Origin of the sequence: Paenibacillus taichungensis (assembly GCF_050994985.1) — a bacterium.
Classification (GTDB): domain Bacteria; phylum Bacillota; class Bacilli; order Paenibacillales; family Paenibacillaceae; genus Paenibacillus; species Paenibacillus taichungensis.
In genome coordinates, this window is sequence record NZ_CP194720.1 from 6,653,197 (window position 1) to 6,666,700 (window position 13,504).

Annotated in this window: 12 protein-coding genes; 11 read left to right on the top strand and 1 reads right to left on the bottom strand. The window is 48.6% G+C overall.

Features of this window, described 5'->3' with window-relative positions:
• The first annotated feature begins 235 nt into the window (after positions 1-235).
• The 8 genes from ACR1R9_RS29905 to fni all read left to right on the top strand — a co-directional run bounded on the left by ACR1R9_RS29905 (position 236) and on the right by fni (position 9,639).
• A complete protein-coding gene (locus ACR1R9_RS29905; protein ID WP_076287569.1) occupies positions 236-1,786 on the top strand; it encodes a phytoene desaturase family protein in 1,551 nt (516 codons plus the stop codon).
• The gene (locus ACR1R9_RS29910; protein WP_433922044.1) at positions 1,783-3,246 is read left to right on the top strand and encodes a phytoene desaturase family protein; all 1,464 of its coding nucleotides are present in this window, start codon (positions 1,783-1,785) and stop codon (positions 3,244-3,246) included. The genes ACR1R9_RS29905 and ACR1R9_RS29910 overlap by 4 nt, the downstream gene beginning before the upstream one ends.
• Positions 3,243-4,115 (top strand): phytoene/squalene synthase family protein, encoded by an 873-nt coding sequence (locus tag ACR1R9_RS29915; RefSeq protein WP_310854024.1) that lies wholly within the window; start codon positions 3,243-3,245, stop codon positions 4,113-4,115. Before ACR1R9_RS29910 ends, ACR1R9_RS29915 begins: the two co-directional genes overlap by 4 nt.
• Positions 4,115-4,882 (top strand): carotenoid biosynthesis protein, encoded by a 768-nt coding sequence (locus ACR1R9_RS29920; RefSeq protein WP_433922043.1) that lies wholly within the window; start codon positions 4,115-4,117, stop codon positions 4,880-4,882. The genes ACR1R9_RS29915 and ACR1R9_RS29920 overlap by 1 nt, the downstream gene beginning before the upstream one ends.
• On the top strand, positions 4,851-5,609 hold the full coding sequence (locus tag ACR1R9_RS29925) for a lysophospholipid acyltransferase family protein (RefSeq protein WP_433922042.1): 759 nt from the start codon (positions 4,851-4,853) through the stop codon (positions 5,607-5,609). Before ACR1R9_RS29920 ends, ACR1R9_RS29925 begins: the two co-directional genes overlap by 32 nt.
• A 2-nt stretch (positions 5,610-5,611) precedes the next feature.
• Positions 5,612-6,760 carry a glycosyltransferase gene (locus tag ACR1R9_RS29930; RefSeq protein ID WP_433922041.1) on the top strand — a complete coding sequence of 383 codons (1,149 nt, stop codon included), beginning with the start codon at positions 5,612-5,614 and terminating at the stop codon, positions 6,758-6,760.
• Positions 6,757-8,238: a phytoene desaturase family protein gene (locus ACR1R9_RS29935; protein ID WP_433922040.1), complete on the top strand. Its 1,482-nt coding sequence runs from the start codon at positions 6,757-6,759 to the stop codon at positions 8,236-8,238. Before ACR1R9_RS29930 ends, ACR1R9_RS29935 begins: the two co-directional genes overlap by 4 nt.
• Positions 8,239-8,571: 333 nt before the next feature.
• Positions 8,572-9,639 carry a type 2 isopentenyl-diphosphate Delta-isomerase gene (gene fni, locus ACR1R9_RS29940; RefSeq protein ID WP_433922039.1) on the top strand — a complete coding sequence of 356 codons (1,068 nt, stop codon included), beginning with the start codon at positions 8,572-8,574 and terminating at the stop codon, positions 9,637-9,639.
• Between the two features lie 303 nt (positions 9,640-9,942).
• On the opposite strand, the gene ACR1R9_RS29945 is transcribed toward fni, so the two are convergent.
• The gene (locus ACR1R9_RS29945; protein ID WP_433922038.1) at positions 9,943-10,374 is read right to left on the bottom strand and encodes a hypothetical protein; all 432 of its coding nucleotides are present in this window, start codon (positions 10,372-10,374) and stop codon (positions 9,943-9,945) included.
• Between the two features lie 166 nt (positions 10,375-10,540).
• On the opposite strand from ACR1R9_RS29945, the gene ACR1R9_RS29950 reads away from it, so the two are divergent.
• The 3 genes from ACR1R9_RS29950 to ACR1R9_RS29960 all read left to right on the top strand — a co-directional run bounded on the left by ACR1R9_RS29950 (position 10,541) and on the right by ACR1R9_RS29960 (position 13,122).
• Positions 10,541-11,011 carry a GNAT family N-acetyltransferase gene (locus ACR1R9_RS29950; RefSeq protein WP_433922037.1) on the top strand — a complete coding sequence of 157 codons (471 nt, stop codon included), beginning with the start codon at positions 10,541-10,543 and terminating at the stop codon, positions 11,009-11,011.
• 192 nt (positions 11,012-11,203) lie between these two features.
• A complete protein-coding gene (ychF, locus tag ACR1R9_RS29955) occupies positions 11,204-12,304 on the top strand; it encodes a redox-regulated ATPase YchF (RefSeq protein WP_063566964.1) in 1,101 nt (366 codons plus the stop codon).
• Positions 12,305-12,522: 218 nt separating this feature from the next.
• Positions 12,523-13,122 carry an SUKH-4 family immunity protein gene (locus ACR1R9_RS29960; RefSeq protein WP_433922036.1) on the top strand — a complete coding sequence of 200 codons (600 nt, stop codon included), beginning with the start codon at positions 12,523-12,525 and terminating at the stop codon, positions 13,120-13,122.
• Positions 13,123-13,504: the final 382 nt, after the last annotated feature.

Genomic DNA, 13,504 nt, shown 5'->3' on the forward strand with positions numbered 1-13,504 from the left:
TACAGGACATCCTTTGACGCAAGAGCGCGGAGGGTGTTTTTTTTTGCTTTCTAAAATATCTTAATAGAGAATTTGACCAGCGGGTCATTTTTTGATTTAATAGGTTGTATAATATTTGTACTACATTTGTATAATGTTTTTGCGTTTACCCGCTTGAACAGTTCAAGGGCGGTTTAATAATAGGTTAGAGACTATAGTACTAGAGATAGTTCTTAACATAGGAAAGGTGAGTGGCATGATACCGAATCAGCAACGTAAACGTGCAGCAGTCATTGGTGCAGGTCCGGGTGGACTTGCAGCAGCGATGTTATTGTCCGGCCAAGGGTACGAAGTAGATGTATATGAGAAACAGCCAGTCATCGGGGGACGTTCTTCCAGACTGGAGCTGGGCGAATATCGGTTCGACCGGGGTGCGACGTTTTTGATGATGCCTCAGCTGATTGAAGAGATGTTCGATGTTGTGGGACGCCAATTATCCGACTATGTGGAGATGAAAGAGCTAACTCCGCTATATGCACTGAACTTTGGCGATAAGGTGTTTAAGCCTTCCCGTAACCGTGAAGATACAGCCGCACAGATTAAGGAGCTTTTCCCCGGCAACGAGGACAATTACCTTCGATTCATGCAGGAAGAGGAAGTGAAGTTTGGCAAAGTTATGCCTTTGCTGCGCAGACCTTTCGGCAAGCTGGCGGATTATTTGCGAAGAGATGCCATGACAGCTCTGCCAAAACTCGATATTAACAATACGGTCTATGGCATTCTGTCCCGCTATTTCACGGATGAGCGCTTGCGCTGGGCATTCACGTTCCAATCCAAATACCTTGGCATGTCTGCATGGGATTGCCCGGGTACGTTTACGATTCTGTCGTTTATTGAGCACAACTATGGTTTGTTTCACCCTATTGGCGGCGTCAATCGCGTATTTCAAGCTATGGCTGATGTCGTTGAAGAATATGGAGGACGAATACATACATCCTGTCCGGTCAAACAGGTCATTGTTCGCAATGGTCGTGCAGAAGGCGTATTGCTTGAAAATGGCGAACGCATTGAAGCAGATCATGTCGTCGTTAATGCGGACTTTGCGCATGCCGTGAACCATCTGTTTGAACCAGGCGTACTTAAGAAATATACACCGGAGAAAATGAAGCGTAAAAAATTCTCTTGCTCCACAGCCATGCTGTATCTGGGTGTGGACGGTGAAGTGGATTTACCGCATCATTCCATCTATTTTCCCGAGGACTATCGACTGAATGTCGACGAGATTACGAAGCATAAAGTGTTGTCTGCAGATCCGTCCCTCTATATTCATAACCCTTCCAGACTCGATCCGACGCTCGCACCGGAAGGAAAATCTGCATTATATGTTCTCATGCCTACGCCGAACCTTACCGGAGACATCGATTGGGAGGTAGAACGGGAGAATGTGCGGGAGGCGATGATGAAGCGGATGGAATTGATTCCTGAGTTGTCAGACATCCGCAGTCGTATTGAAGAATCCATGATGTTTACACCGCTGGATTGGCAAAATGAACTCGACGTGTACCGTGGAGCAACATTTAATATGGCTCATAATCTTGGGCAGATGATGTACCTGCGGCCGCATAACCAGTTTGAAGAGTTGAAAAGGGTGTGGCTGGTAGGTGGTGGAACACATCCGGGCAGTGGATTGCCAACCATCTTTGAATCAGCTCGAATCAGCGTGAAGCTGATCCAGGAAGAGGACGCTCGCAAGCGCTCAAAACCATCCTCGTATGTGAAAACGGCGGAAGCAGGAGGCCATTCATGAAACGGGCAGCCATTGTAGGTGCAGGTATTGGCGGACTGACTTCAGCGTTGCTTCTGAATCGACAGGGTTGGGACGTAACCGTATATGAACGGGGTTCCAGAGTTGGTGGTCGTATCGGCTATGAGCAGGAAGGGGACTATCGGATCGATCAAGGCCCGACCATCGTACTTCTGCCTGAGATGCTGCTTGGCATTTTGGAGGAAGCAGGGGTGGATCGTTCGAAGATTGAGCTGCTGCGTTGTGATCCATTGTACAGGGTGCATTATAGCAGCGGTCGTGTGATGACCAAAATGACGGCACGTGAACAGCAGGCGGAAGAGATTGAACGTCTCTTCCCTGGAGAAAGTCAGGGATTCTCGAAATTTATGAAAGATATGGACACGCTGTTTCCTGCGGGACGGGCTGCGTTTCTGGAACGGGCTTTTCCGCGAAAAAGGGATTTCTTCACTCCGTCTCTGATGTCCTTGATGGGCCGATTACGCGCGCACAAGAGTGTACGGAAGGCTGTAGGTGATTATTTTCAGCATGAGGAACTATTGGATGCATATTCGCTGCAAAGCCTTTATATTGGTGGATCTCCCTTCGGTACGCCGGGGATTTACTCCCTGCTTCCTTATGCAGAGCACGAATATGGCATCTGGATGGTGAAAGGTGGCTATGCTGCATTACCTACCATACTGGAACAGGAACTGATATCACGTGGTGGTCGCATCGTATTAAACACCGAAGTGACGGGACTGAATATTAAAAATGGTGTATGCGAAGGTATAGAAACCGCCGCAGGCGCAGAAAATGTGGATGCAGTTATCTACAATGGCGATTTCCCCCATCTGTCGGGTCTGCTTGGTCAGACGCCTGATGGTTCACGCAAACGAAAGCCATATCGTCCCTCATCGGGATGTGTGTTGATCTACGCGGGTGTAGACAAAACGTGGGATGATGCAACGACGCATCAGTTTTTCCTGCCTCCAAGTCTGGACGGCAGTTTACGGGAAGTGTTCGACCAGCGCCGCATTCCGGCGAAGTCCTCTTTTTATGTATTTAATCCGGCTGCATTGGACGAGACGGCAGCTCCGCCAGGTCAGAGTGTGTTGTACTTCCTTATTCCGGTGCCGGATGCCAATGGTGTCGACTGGTCTCGGGAGAGCGAGGCGCTGGCAGAGCGTGTACTGGAAGAAGCGGAGCAACGCGGATTTCCGGGACTTCGTGAAGCGATTAAGTGGCAAAAAATACGTACACCCGCTGACGCTGAGCGTGACGGGCTGTATGGCGGCGGCAGCTTTGGCATCGCACCCGTATTGTTTCAATCCGGTGTATATCGTCCGCAACCGAAGCCGTTCCCGGAAATCCGGGGACTATATGCAGCTGGAGCTTCTGTACATCCGGGAGGCGGGGTTCCTATTGTGATGCAAAGTGCACGGATGGCAGTGAATCAACTCATGAAGGAGATGGAAACATGAATGAAGCGATTTTGAACAAGTGTGAGGAATTAATGCAAAAGGGCTCGTCATCTTTTTATCAAGCCTTCAGAGGTCTGCCCAGCCCACGCCGCGAGGCCGTGTACGTGATCTATGCTTTTTGCCGTATGATCGATGACAGTGTGGATGAGCCGGAGCAGTCGCCCTATACGATTCATGAAATTCGCCATCTGTTCAATCTGTTGGAAGAAGCGGAAGGACACTTTATTTGGCCGGCATTACGATGGCTGTTTACAAGTTTCCCTCATCTAGACAAGGGACCTTTTTTTCGTCAAATGGACGGTCAATTAACCGATCTTAAAGTAACGCATTATACATCAATGGAGGAACTGGAGCAGTATTGTTATCTGGTTGCCGGAACCGTGGGCGAGATGTTGCTACCTGTATTGCGGGATGATAACGGTGCAGACGTTGCGATGAACGGGATTGCGCTGGGCAAAGGTATGCAGATCGTCAACATTATCCGTGATGTGGGTGAAGACCGGGCAAGGCTCCGCCGCTATGTTCCGCTGGAGTTGATGGAGAAGCATGGATATTCCGAACAGGATTGGGCTAACGGTGTTGTTGATGAAAGGTTTAAAGCCATTATTCATGAATTAAAAGCAGCTGCCCTGGGCTGGTTCCGTATCGGTATGGACCGTCTGGATACGTATCCAACCGAAAGTGCATTTGCGATTGAGCTGGCAGCAGCCTTTTATTCGACTATTCTGCATGCGGTTGAGCGCAACGACTATGACGTGTATACGAAGCGTGCATTTGTCAGTGATGAACTGAAACTGGAGATGCTGGGTGCCATTGTGAAACGTTATCCAATGCTGGCTTACCATGCCTCCCGCACGGCGGTATCCTGATGGTTCAGGGCCTGTACTGGGCGTGGTATATCATCGGAGCGGTACTGATGCTGACGATCGGTGTTCCGGATGTACTGTCCTTCTCCAACGGATTGTTTCTAATCTTCTATGCACTGTATGTGCTGGATCTGATATATCAAGGACGGGAACGGTCAGGGTTGTCCGACCAGTCAGTCATTTGGATGAAACCTGGACTCTGGCTGGTTTCCTTTATTATATGGCTGGGCGGCATGGGGGTAGAATGGGTCGGCGTGCATACACACTGGCCCTTTGGCGAATATTCGTATTCGGACTTCTTCGGAATCCACCTGTTCAGTGTACCCGTTACATTAGGCTTCGCCTGGATTGCCGTGGTAGGTAACTCGGCTCTGCTCAGTGGCGGTGGATCGACCTGGACTGGCAAGCTGATTCGGGCGGTTAAGACCGGATTTTGGGCTATCGTGCTCGACCTGGTGCTGGACCCGGTTGCGCATGCCAGAGGATTCTGGCAATGGCAAGCTCCAGGTGGATTCTACGGTGTGCCCTGGACCAATTACATAAGCTGGTTTGTAATGGGAGCGTTTCTCTCTTTGTTTCTTCCCGCAATGCCTTCAGATCGAAGCTCATTGCTGCGTGCGAAGTGGTTGTATCAGCTGTTTATTCTTTTGTTTGGGTTGTTAGCTCTCAAAGAAGGAATTACGGGCAGCTTCATCATTGCTATTGTAGGTGTGCTTCTTGCTGAGGGGAGCTGGCTATATGATTCGCGCCGTAAAATCAAAACCGTTTAACCGGATTTTTTCCTTATACAATCATTATTATTTGCTGCGGAGACGTTTTCGCTCATTTACACTATCAGGTTCATTGGACCCGCTGTTACCGAATACGGGTTCACCAATGGAACCGGATCAACCGGTCATCTATTTCATGAACCACAGCTCCTGGTGGGATGGTCTACTGCTCTATCATGCATCGCAGCAGACTTCCCGAGGCGATCATTATGTCATGATGGAAGAAGAGCAGCTGCGACAATATGCCTTTTTTCGTAAACTTGGCGCGTATTCAATCAACAAGGAGGATGCGTCCGGTATTCGAACCTCCTTGCAATATACGACCGAGCTGCTTCACTCCGGCAAAAGGGTCTGGATCTTTCCCCAAGGGGAAATTCTGCATCAGGATGCCAGGCCAATTGAGTTTCGCCCAGGCATTGGTTTGTTGCTACGCCGCTCTCCACGCGCCATAGCTGTACCTGTGACTTTGTGTCATGGCATGGTTCAGCATGATTTGCCGGAGGTATCGATGCAGGTGGGTACGCCTTTGATAGAAGAATGGAAGGCATGGAAGAGTGAAGAGATTGCGACCAGATTGAGCAGGGTGCTGGAGAAGCAGTTGAATGATCATAAATCAGAGCTGGTACGCATCGGGCAGGGGAGTTTGTCGGGTGCTTTTCCACTGATTCGGCATGTGCGTTCAACAAGTGAAAAATACGATGCGGCACGAAAGCGGGTGAACCGTTAGCGATGAGTGCATCTGAAATAGGTTGGATCATACTGACTTGTGTATTGGGCGTTCAGTTGATGTTTGCAATATGGAACGTATCCTGTCTGCCCAAAGTACGTTCATTCAACGCAGATGAATTGAAAGACAAGGATATCCTGGTATCTGTGCTAATTCCTGCCCGCAACGAGAAACTGCACATTCAAGGATGTGTGGAAAGTGTGCTTGCCAGCGATACATCCGGATTCCAGATGGAAGTACTGGTGCTGGATGATCGCTCCGAAGATGAGACCGCAGTCATAGTTCAGTCGATTGCCGATCATGATCCACGTGTACGCCTGCTGCATGGTGTGGAGCTTCCCGCAGGCTGGATGGGGAAATCTCATGCCTGTCACCGACTGGTGCAGGAGGCCAAGGGTGAATGGTTTATGTTCGTGGATGCCGATGTTCGCTTGGAACCTGAGGCCATCCGGCAGACTATTGGTGCGGGGTGTGAGCAGGGCGGCGGCCTCGTAACGGGATTCCCCTATCAGGTCACGAAGACCTGGATGGAAAAGCTCGTTGTACCCATGATGGTGTTCACCATCATCAGTCATCTCCCCATTTTCATGATACGCAGATCATCTAATCCGATGTTTGTAGCCGCTACAGGGGCGTTTTTGCTCATTCACCGTTCCAGTTATAAGGCCTCGGGTGGACATGCTGCAATCCAGGCTGATCTGGTCGATGACATGAGTCTGGCGAAGGCGGTTAAGCGTGCGGGACATCCCGTTATGCTGACCGATGTTCATGATGTGACAAATACACGAATGTACCAGAATGGTGCAGAAGTGTGGAACGGCTATAAGAAAAACATGTACGAAGGCATGGGGCGCAAAGATGTGCTGCTGTTAGGCACGATGCTGATGTATACACTGATGTATATTGTGCCTCCGCTCGGTCTGATGATCGGTTTGTTGACCGGCAATTCTACTTCCATCATCTATGGTCTTGTGGGGACCGTACTCGGGATGGCAGTTAAAAGGGTATCGGATCACGCTGGAGGACAACCCTGGTGGCTTGCTTTCCTGCAACCGATTAGCATGGCATGTGTCATTGCGATCGGCATCGCTTCCTGGCAGGCAGGTCGTTCCGGCAAGGGGTATGTATGGAAAGGTAGGCGGTACAGTTGAAGGGTAACGTCATTATTATCGGAGCAGGATTTGGAGGTCTATCGTGTGCCATTCGGCTAGCTTCACAGGGCGTACGGGTCACCATTCTGGAAAGGCAGGAGCGGGTCGGAGGAAAGCTGCAGCAGATTGAGCAGGATGGATATCATTTTGACCGAGGGCCAAGTACGATCACGATGCCCGCAAGCTTCCGTTCCGTCTTCGATCACGCAGGTGTAGTGATGGAGGATTACGTGCAGTTATACGAGCTGGAACCACGTACACGTAATAGTTTTGCAGATGGGACCGTGGTCGATTTGTCGGGCAATCGAGGGTGGATGAAGGAGCAGATTGCTGCCTACAGCCCGGAAGATGCGGCTCGTTATGATGCATTTATGGATGAGTCTGCTGCGCTGTATGCGGAAGCTAATCGTCATTTTCTTGGAAAGCTACTGTTGTCGCCAAAGGATAAATATAATCTTCGAATGCTGCGCAGTCTGCTGCGCGTACGACCTACAGTGAAGCTGGATAAGCTGCTGCGTTCTTATTTCCAACACCCTCATACCCTTGCGATGCTCGGTCGGTATGCTACCTATGTTGGGTCATCACCATATCAGGCGCCTTCAATCTTTGCCATGATGGGTCATGTGGAAGCAGAAGAGGGCATCTATGGGGTCAAGGGTGGAACCTATCAACTAATAGAAGCAATGACACGGCTTGCACAGGAAAAAGGGGTGCAGATCGTTACTGGCATCGAAGTCCAGCAAATTGTTGTCAGGAATGGCAAAGTAGCAGGTGTGGATACGGATCAGGGCTTCCGGGAAGCTGATCAGGTTGTTGCCAATGGAGATGTGCTCAGCGTCAATCGGCTGCTGCTTGCGCCAGAATATCGCAAACAGATGAGCGATGAGCGAATTCGCAAGTATGAGCCGTCGATTTCGGGGTTCGTGACACTGGCTGGTGTGCGGAGACAGTATGAATCCCTGCTGCACCATACCGTCTTTTTCCCGGAACGGTATGAACCGGAGTTTGACCATATTTTCCGTGACCGAAAAATGCCTGCCGATCCCACGATCTACATCTGTTATTCCGGTTATTCGGAAGCGGGTATGGCTCCAGCGGGAGCCAGCAATCTGTTCATTCTGGTGAACGCTCCGTATTTGTCGGACTCCTGGCATTGGGATGAGCAGATGGATCGTTATGGAGAATTGGTGTTGGAGAAGCTGGCCGAGCGGGGGATTACGGGATTGAAGCAGTCGGATGTCCTGATCCGGTACACGCCACAGCATATAGAACGGGAAACCCTGGCCCATCAAGGGTCGATCTACGGCATCTCGTCCAACTCCGTGAAGCAGACCTTCATGCGCCCCGGCAACAAAAGCAAAGATGTACAAGGATTGTGGTACGTGGGTGGAACGACGCATCCGGGCGGCGGAACACCAATTGTGACATTGTCCGGGCAACTTGTTGGAGCGCAGCTTGCATCGGAAATCGTAACGTAAGTTATAGAAGAGATTCATTTAACAGAATGACTTACCCAACCTCCAAATATCTGAGTAGCAAATATGAATTGGACCTCGAAATTCAAGTTATTGTTGGGTTTCGGGGCACCCTTTCCATTGCCGGGCCGGAAACGTTATACTGGTAGAGTTGATGCGTTGAGTGTGATTATTATTTATAATATAGATCCAAATCATACCGTTTGTACGTTACATAATAAGAATTAATATTTTGAGAATCTCTCTGCTGTATCGGGCAAAATCCTGAACGGAACCTAGCCGGAACTGGCAATTATCCTGTCCATCAGCACTATTCTCACATAAGGAGGTCTCATCATGAATGAACAAGAGCGAGCCGGCGAACGGCTGCTTCCCGAGGTGGCTACGGGGGAACGGAAGCTGGAACATGTGCGCCTCTGTCTTGAAGAGAATGTTGCAGGAGAAGGGGTAACCAGCGGAATGGAGCGGTATGCTTTTCGTCATAACCCGTTACCTGAATTGAATTTTGAAGAGGTAAGTCTGGAGACTGCGTTTATTGGCAAAAGGGTGCGCACACCCCTGCTCATCAGTTCGATGACGGGTGGAAGCAAGACAACGGGCGCCATCAATGAGCGCCTAGCCCGTGTGGCGAACGCCCGAGGCTGGGCACTCGGCGTAGGTTCAATTCGGGCTGCCGTGGAACAGCCCGAGCTGGCAACGACCTTTGATGTGCGGCGCTGGGCACCGGATATTCCGGTCATCGCGAACCTTGGAGCGGTGCAGCTAAATTACGGCTTCAACACTGCTGATTTCCAGCGGGCTGTTGAGATTGCGGGAGCGGACATGCTTGTGCTTCATCTGAACAGTTTGCAGGAGATTTTTCAGCCGGAGGGAAATACAGACTTTAGCGGATTACTTCAGCGGATCGAGGAGTTGTGCCGTCAATTGGATGTACCTGTTGGCGTGAAAGAAGTGGGTTTTGGCATCGATGGAGTAACGGCACAGCGATTGTACGAAACAGGTGTGGCCTTTATCGATGTGGCTGGAGCAGGTGGTACAAGCTGGGTGCAGGTCGAGAAGTTCCGGAATTCTAATCCGGTTCGTCGTGCGGCGGCAGAAGCCTTTGCAGATTGGGGTATTCCGACAGCTGAGTGTATTCAGGAAGTGAGATCGGTAAACCCGGAAGGTGTTCTGATTGGCAGCGGTGGATTGTACACTGGCGTGGATGCGGCCAAAGCGCTGGCGCTTGGTGCAGACCTGGCCGGTTTCGGGCGATCTTTGCTCGAATCCGCGGTCGCTTCCGATGATGCGCTGAATGAGCGGCTGGAACAGGTTGAATTCGAGCTGCGTACCGTGATGTTTGGTATTGGTGCAGGACGGATCGAGGATTTGAAGCAGACGTCACGTCTGGTGGAACGGCGTTGACTCGATTTGGTTATATGTGAGCTGAGCTAACGAATTGGATGCATTTTATTATGTGCATTTGCTTGGGATGAATAGGCTAACGAACCTTAGACACGCTATTCCTGCAAACCGTATGATGTGACATGCAAAATGAGGGTATAAAGCGTATGTGGTTCGTTACCCCGCCAATTCTGTGCAATTAAGATCTAATAGAACGTGTGTGATTCGTTACAAGTTGATAACTTTAACGTGTTAAAAGTGGCACCCCGTCAGGTCATGGCGTATTGGGGAGCCTCTTTTTGTTGTTAAACCAGGGAAAAAAGGCTACATACATTCTTCTTTCACAGTTATCGTTTCGTTGGTTACAGTTACATAGGAGTTGCCAGACAAGTATTCGGTATAACCGCATACCGTCTTGTTATAGGTTTCACCACGGCTGTCCGTAAACTCCAGATAGATGGATCCTTCACCGGAGAGTCGCAGCTGTGGAGCGAACTTCACTTTTTCACCGCTGGGAACATCTTTCTTTAAGGCGTGTATAGTACCCTCATTGTTTGTATTGGACGAGTCAAAGCCGCTGCTCACACGTGCTGTAATATTAGAAAGATCATAATCGGACTGATTATAAATTGTGATCCTTAAATGTCTAAAGGGGTCCATCGCCTGGTAACCCATAGAAATAACTAATCCAATGAAGAGAATCACTGTAGATAGGATGATTATTTTCCTTTTTGAAAAGGGATGACGCGTATTCATAAGTATTCTGCTCCTTTCTCTCATATAGATATAAACAGAGTGAGGTAACTAAAAGTTGTATAGGATTTGGCTTGAATTGCATCATGCAGACCATGGTTTAACAAGATACAATACTATAGAGTGCAAAAAGTTCATACATAGAACACTCGAACTAGGAGGGAAACCAATGGAACTGATCCCCATGAATCAAGAAGAATATGCTAATTTCCGTATTCGATCGATTAAAGATTTTGCAGAAGAGAAAGTGGAGGTGGGTACTTGGGCTGCGGAAGAGGCGCAGGGACTTGCGGAGGCAGCCTACGATAAGTATTTGCCTGAAGGGCTGAATACACCGGGTGCTTACCTCTATAATCTGGTACATGCCGTGGACGGGAATGTGGGTTATATCTGGTTTAACGTTACGGATAACCGCCGTGGCAAAGACGCTTTTTTGCTAGATATTGTGGTCGAAGAAGCCTATCGGGGCAAGGGTTATGGTACAGAGACGATGGAGGCACTTGAAAGGGAAGCCTTGAGTCTTGGCGTAGATCGCATTGGTCTGCATGTGTTTGGACATAATGTGCGGGCAAGCAGCCTGTATCGCAAGATGGGGTACGAGGTAACCGATCTAACGATGTACAAGGAAATCAAAGGGTAAACCTGAACACGGATAATCGAAGTCAAACGTATGATCTACGCAAAACGAATCGTCCGCAGTAACCGGGGATTTCGGGAAGTGGATAGTACTCTGGTCGAATTGGCGAAGTTCCTTGATGCCTTGGGGTTTGTCATATATAATGTATAGGATTATCCATACCGAACAAGTAATCAATGAGGAGTTGTCATATACATGGCTTTGAAAGCTGGAATCGTGGGCTTGCCTAACGTAGGTAAATCCACACTGTTTAACGCAATTACACAAGCTGGTGCTGAATCGGCAAACTATCCGTTCTGTACGATTGACCCTAACGTGGGGATCGTTGAAGTACCGGATGAACGTTTGGACAAATTGACAGAACTCGTTGTACCGAAAAAAACGGTACCAACGGCGTTTGAATTTGTAGATATTGCAGGTCTTGTTCGTGGTGCGAGCAAAGGCGAAGGTCTTGGTAACAAGTTCCTTGCACACATTCGTGAAGTAGACGCGATTGTACACGTGGTACGCTGCTTTGTAGACGAGAACATCACACACGTCGATGGCAAAATTGACCCGGTAAGCGACATCCAAACGATCAATCTGGAGCTGATCCTGGCTGATATCGAGAGTGTTGAGAAAAAAATCGATCGCTCCAAGAAAAACATGAAGGGCGGCAACAAGTCAGCTGCTCAGGAAGTGGAAGTACTGGAGAAAGTGAAGGCTGTTCTCTACGAAGACAAGCCAGCACGCAGCATGGAGCTTACAGACGAAGAACGCCTGATCGTACGCGATCTGCATTTGCTTACGCTGAAGCCTGTTCTGTACGCAGCCAATGTAGCTGAGGACGAAATCGGTGATGTGGCGAACAATGCTTATGTGCAAAAAGTAAGAGAATTCGCAGCTGCTGAAAATGCAGAAGTGGTGCCGATCAGTGCGAAAGTGGAAGAAGAGATCTCGGAGCTTGAAGGCGAAGATAAACAAATGTTCCTGGAAGAGCTCGGTATCGAGGATTCCGGTCTGAACCTGTTGATCAAAGCTGCTTACAAATTGCTGGGTCTGTATACGTACTTCACAGCAGGCGTACAAGAAGTTCGTGCTTGGACGATCCGTAAGGGTACAAAAGCACCTGGCGCAGCGGGTGTCATTCACACCGACTTCGAGCGCGGATTCATCCGGGCAGAGGTTGTTTCCTACGACGATCTGGTTGCTGCTGGTTCCATGAACGGTGCGAAAGAACGTGGACAACTTCGTCTAGAAGGTAAAGAGTATGTTGTCAGCGACGGCGACGTTATGCACTTCCGCTTCAACGTCTAATCTCGATAATCTAGATAAGAAAACATACTTGAATTTACGAGTATAGCAGCTCTGTCGTCTTCTTATGAAGATGGCAGGGCTTTTTACATATCGCAGAATAATCTTCAATAAGCCTAAGGTATCCAACAATAAAATTGTCTGTATATCCTGTACATCTACTGGATTGTTTACTCGCTCTGGATATAATAAAAGGAAGAAGGCTCATGGGAGGTGGCAAGTTGGAGAAACAGTCGAAGTACGTTCGATATAATCAAGCGCTTGTACATTCTGCTCGTTTGCCTGAGGAGACGGAGGAACTATTATTGATATCCGGCTTGCCACAGCTCCGTCTGGATGATGAGAACTTGCTCGGTATACATTTTAAACCTCTGACAGAACAAGGTCTCATAAGGACTCGGGATGATCGGAAAACGTTACTTCCTATTGGCTATGAGTATGAGGAGACGTCAGCTATATTGGGACTGGAAACGGATGTGGGTACGCTCTACAGGGTGGATGTGCAAACGGGAGATTACAGCCTCATGAACTCCAATCTGACTCTATTTATCGAGTTTCTGCAAAGGTATGCTGCATTTATTAATGAGAATTCGGAGAGCTACGAGCCAACTGTGATGACGCTCGAGCAAGCACAGGCGAAGCTGGCTGCTTTTCGGCGGGGTGAGATTATATCTTCACAACAATCTTCTTCTCAATCGGCGAGGAAGCTTGTGTTAAAGCAACTTCGTTTATTATTTGTGGAAAAGGATCCGATGAGTGTCTTGAATGAGGATACATGGTGGAGTGTTGTGCTTGAGCAGCTGGAGGATGATCTCTTATAGTCCTTTGCAAATCAATTTGGTTGCTTAGAATAAGTGAATCAAAATTTGGATGCAGGATCCGCAAACAGTTGCTATTCAGGAACATAAGAATATGCTATAATTAAGAGTCGTATACCTATGTTAAATTTCACGCCTCAGCTTAATGAGTTGAAGCGGGTGGATACCGGGTACGCGATTTCTTTTATATAACTTAAAAGTAAAGGATTTGATGACGTTGTAGCGATGTTATACGTCGATCATAAAATGAAATGTTACGGTCAGGGATTTCTGTGAACTCCGTGCCTTGTGAAATATAAATGGTCTGATAACGCATCAATGAATGCCTATCGGAATCGAATGAAATTTGAATGCTGGAACGAAAATAACGCGTGAGGTGACTATA

Coding starts and splice junctions, on each gene's coding strand:
- ACR1R9_RS29905 (WP_076287569.1), top strand. CDS start 236: ATGATACCGAATCAGCAACGTAAACGTGCAGCAGTCATTGGTGCAGGT.
- ACR1R9_RS29910 (WP_433922044.1), top strand. CDS start 1,783: ATGAAACGGGCAGCCATTGTAGGTGCAGGTATTGGCGGACTGACTTCA.
- ACR1R9_RS29915 (WP_310854024.1), top strand. CDS start 3,243: ATGAATGAAGCGATTTTGAACAAGTGTGAGGAATTAATGCAAAAGGGC.
- ACR1R9_RS29920 (WP_433922043.1), top strand. CDS start 4,115: ATGGTTCAGGGCCTGTACTGGGCGTGGTATATCATCGGAGCGGTACTG.
- ACR1R9_RS29925 (WP_433922042.1), top strand. CDS start 4,851: ATGATTCGCGCCGTAAAATCAAAACCGTTTAACCGGATTTTTTCCTTA.
- ACR1R9_RS29930 (WP_433922041.1), top strand. CDS start 5,612: ATGAGTGCATCTGAAATAGGTTGGATCATACTGACTTGTGTATTGGGC.
- fni (WP_433922039.1), top strand. CDS start 8,572: ATGAATGAACAAGAGCGAGCCGGCGAACGGCTGCTTCCCGAGGTGGCT.
- ACR1R9_RS29945 (WP_433922038.1), bottom strand. CDS start 10,374: ATGAATACGCGTCATCCCTTTTCAAAAAGGAAAATAATCATCCTATCT.
- ACR1R9_RS29950 (WP_433922037.1), top strand. CDS start 10,541: ATGGAACTGATCCCCATGAATCAAGAAGAATATGCTAATTTCCGTATT.
- ychF (WP_063566964.1), top strand. CDS start 11,204: ATGGCTTTGAAAGCTGGAATCGTGGGCTTGCCTAACGTAGGTAAATCC.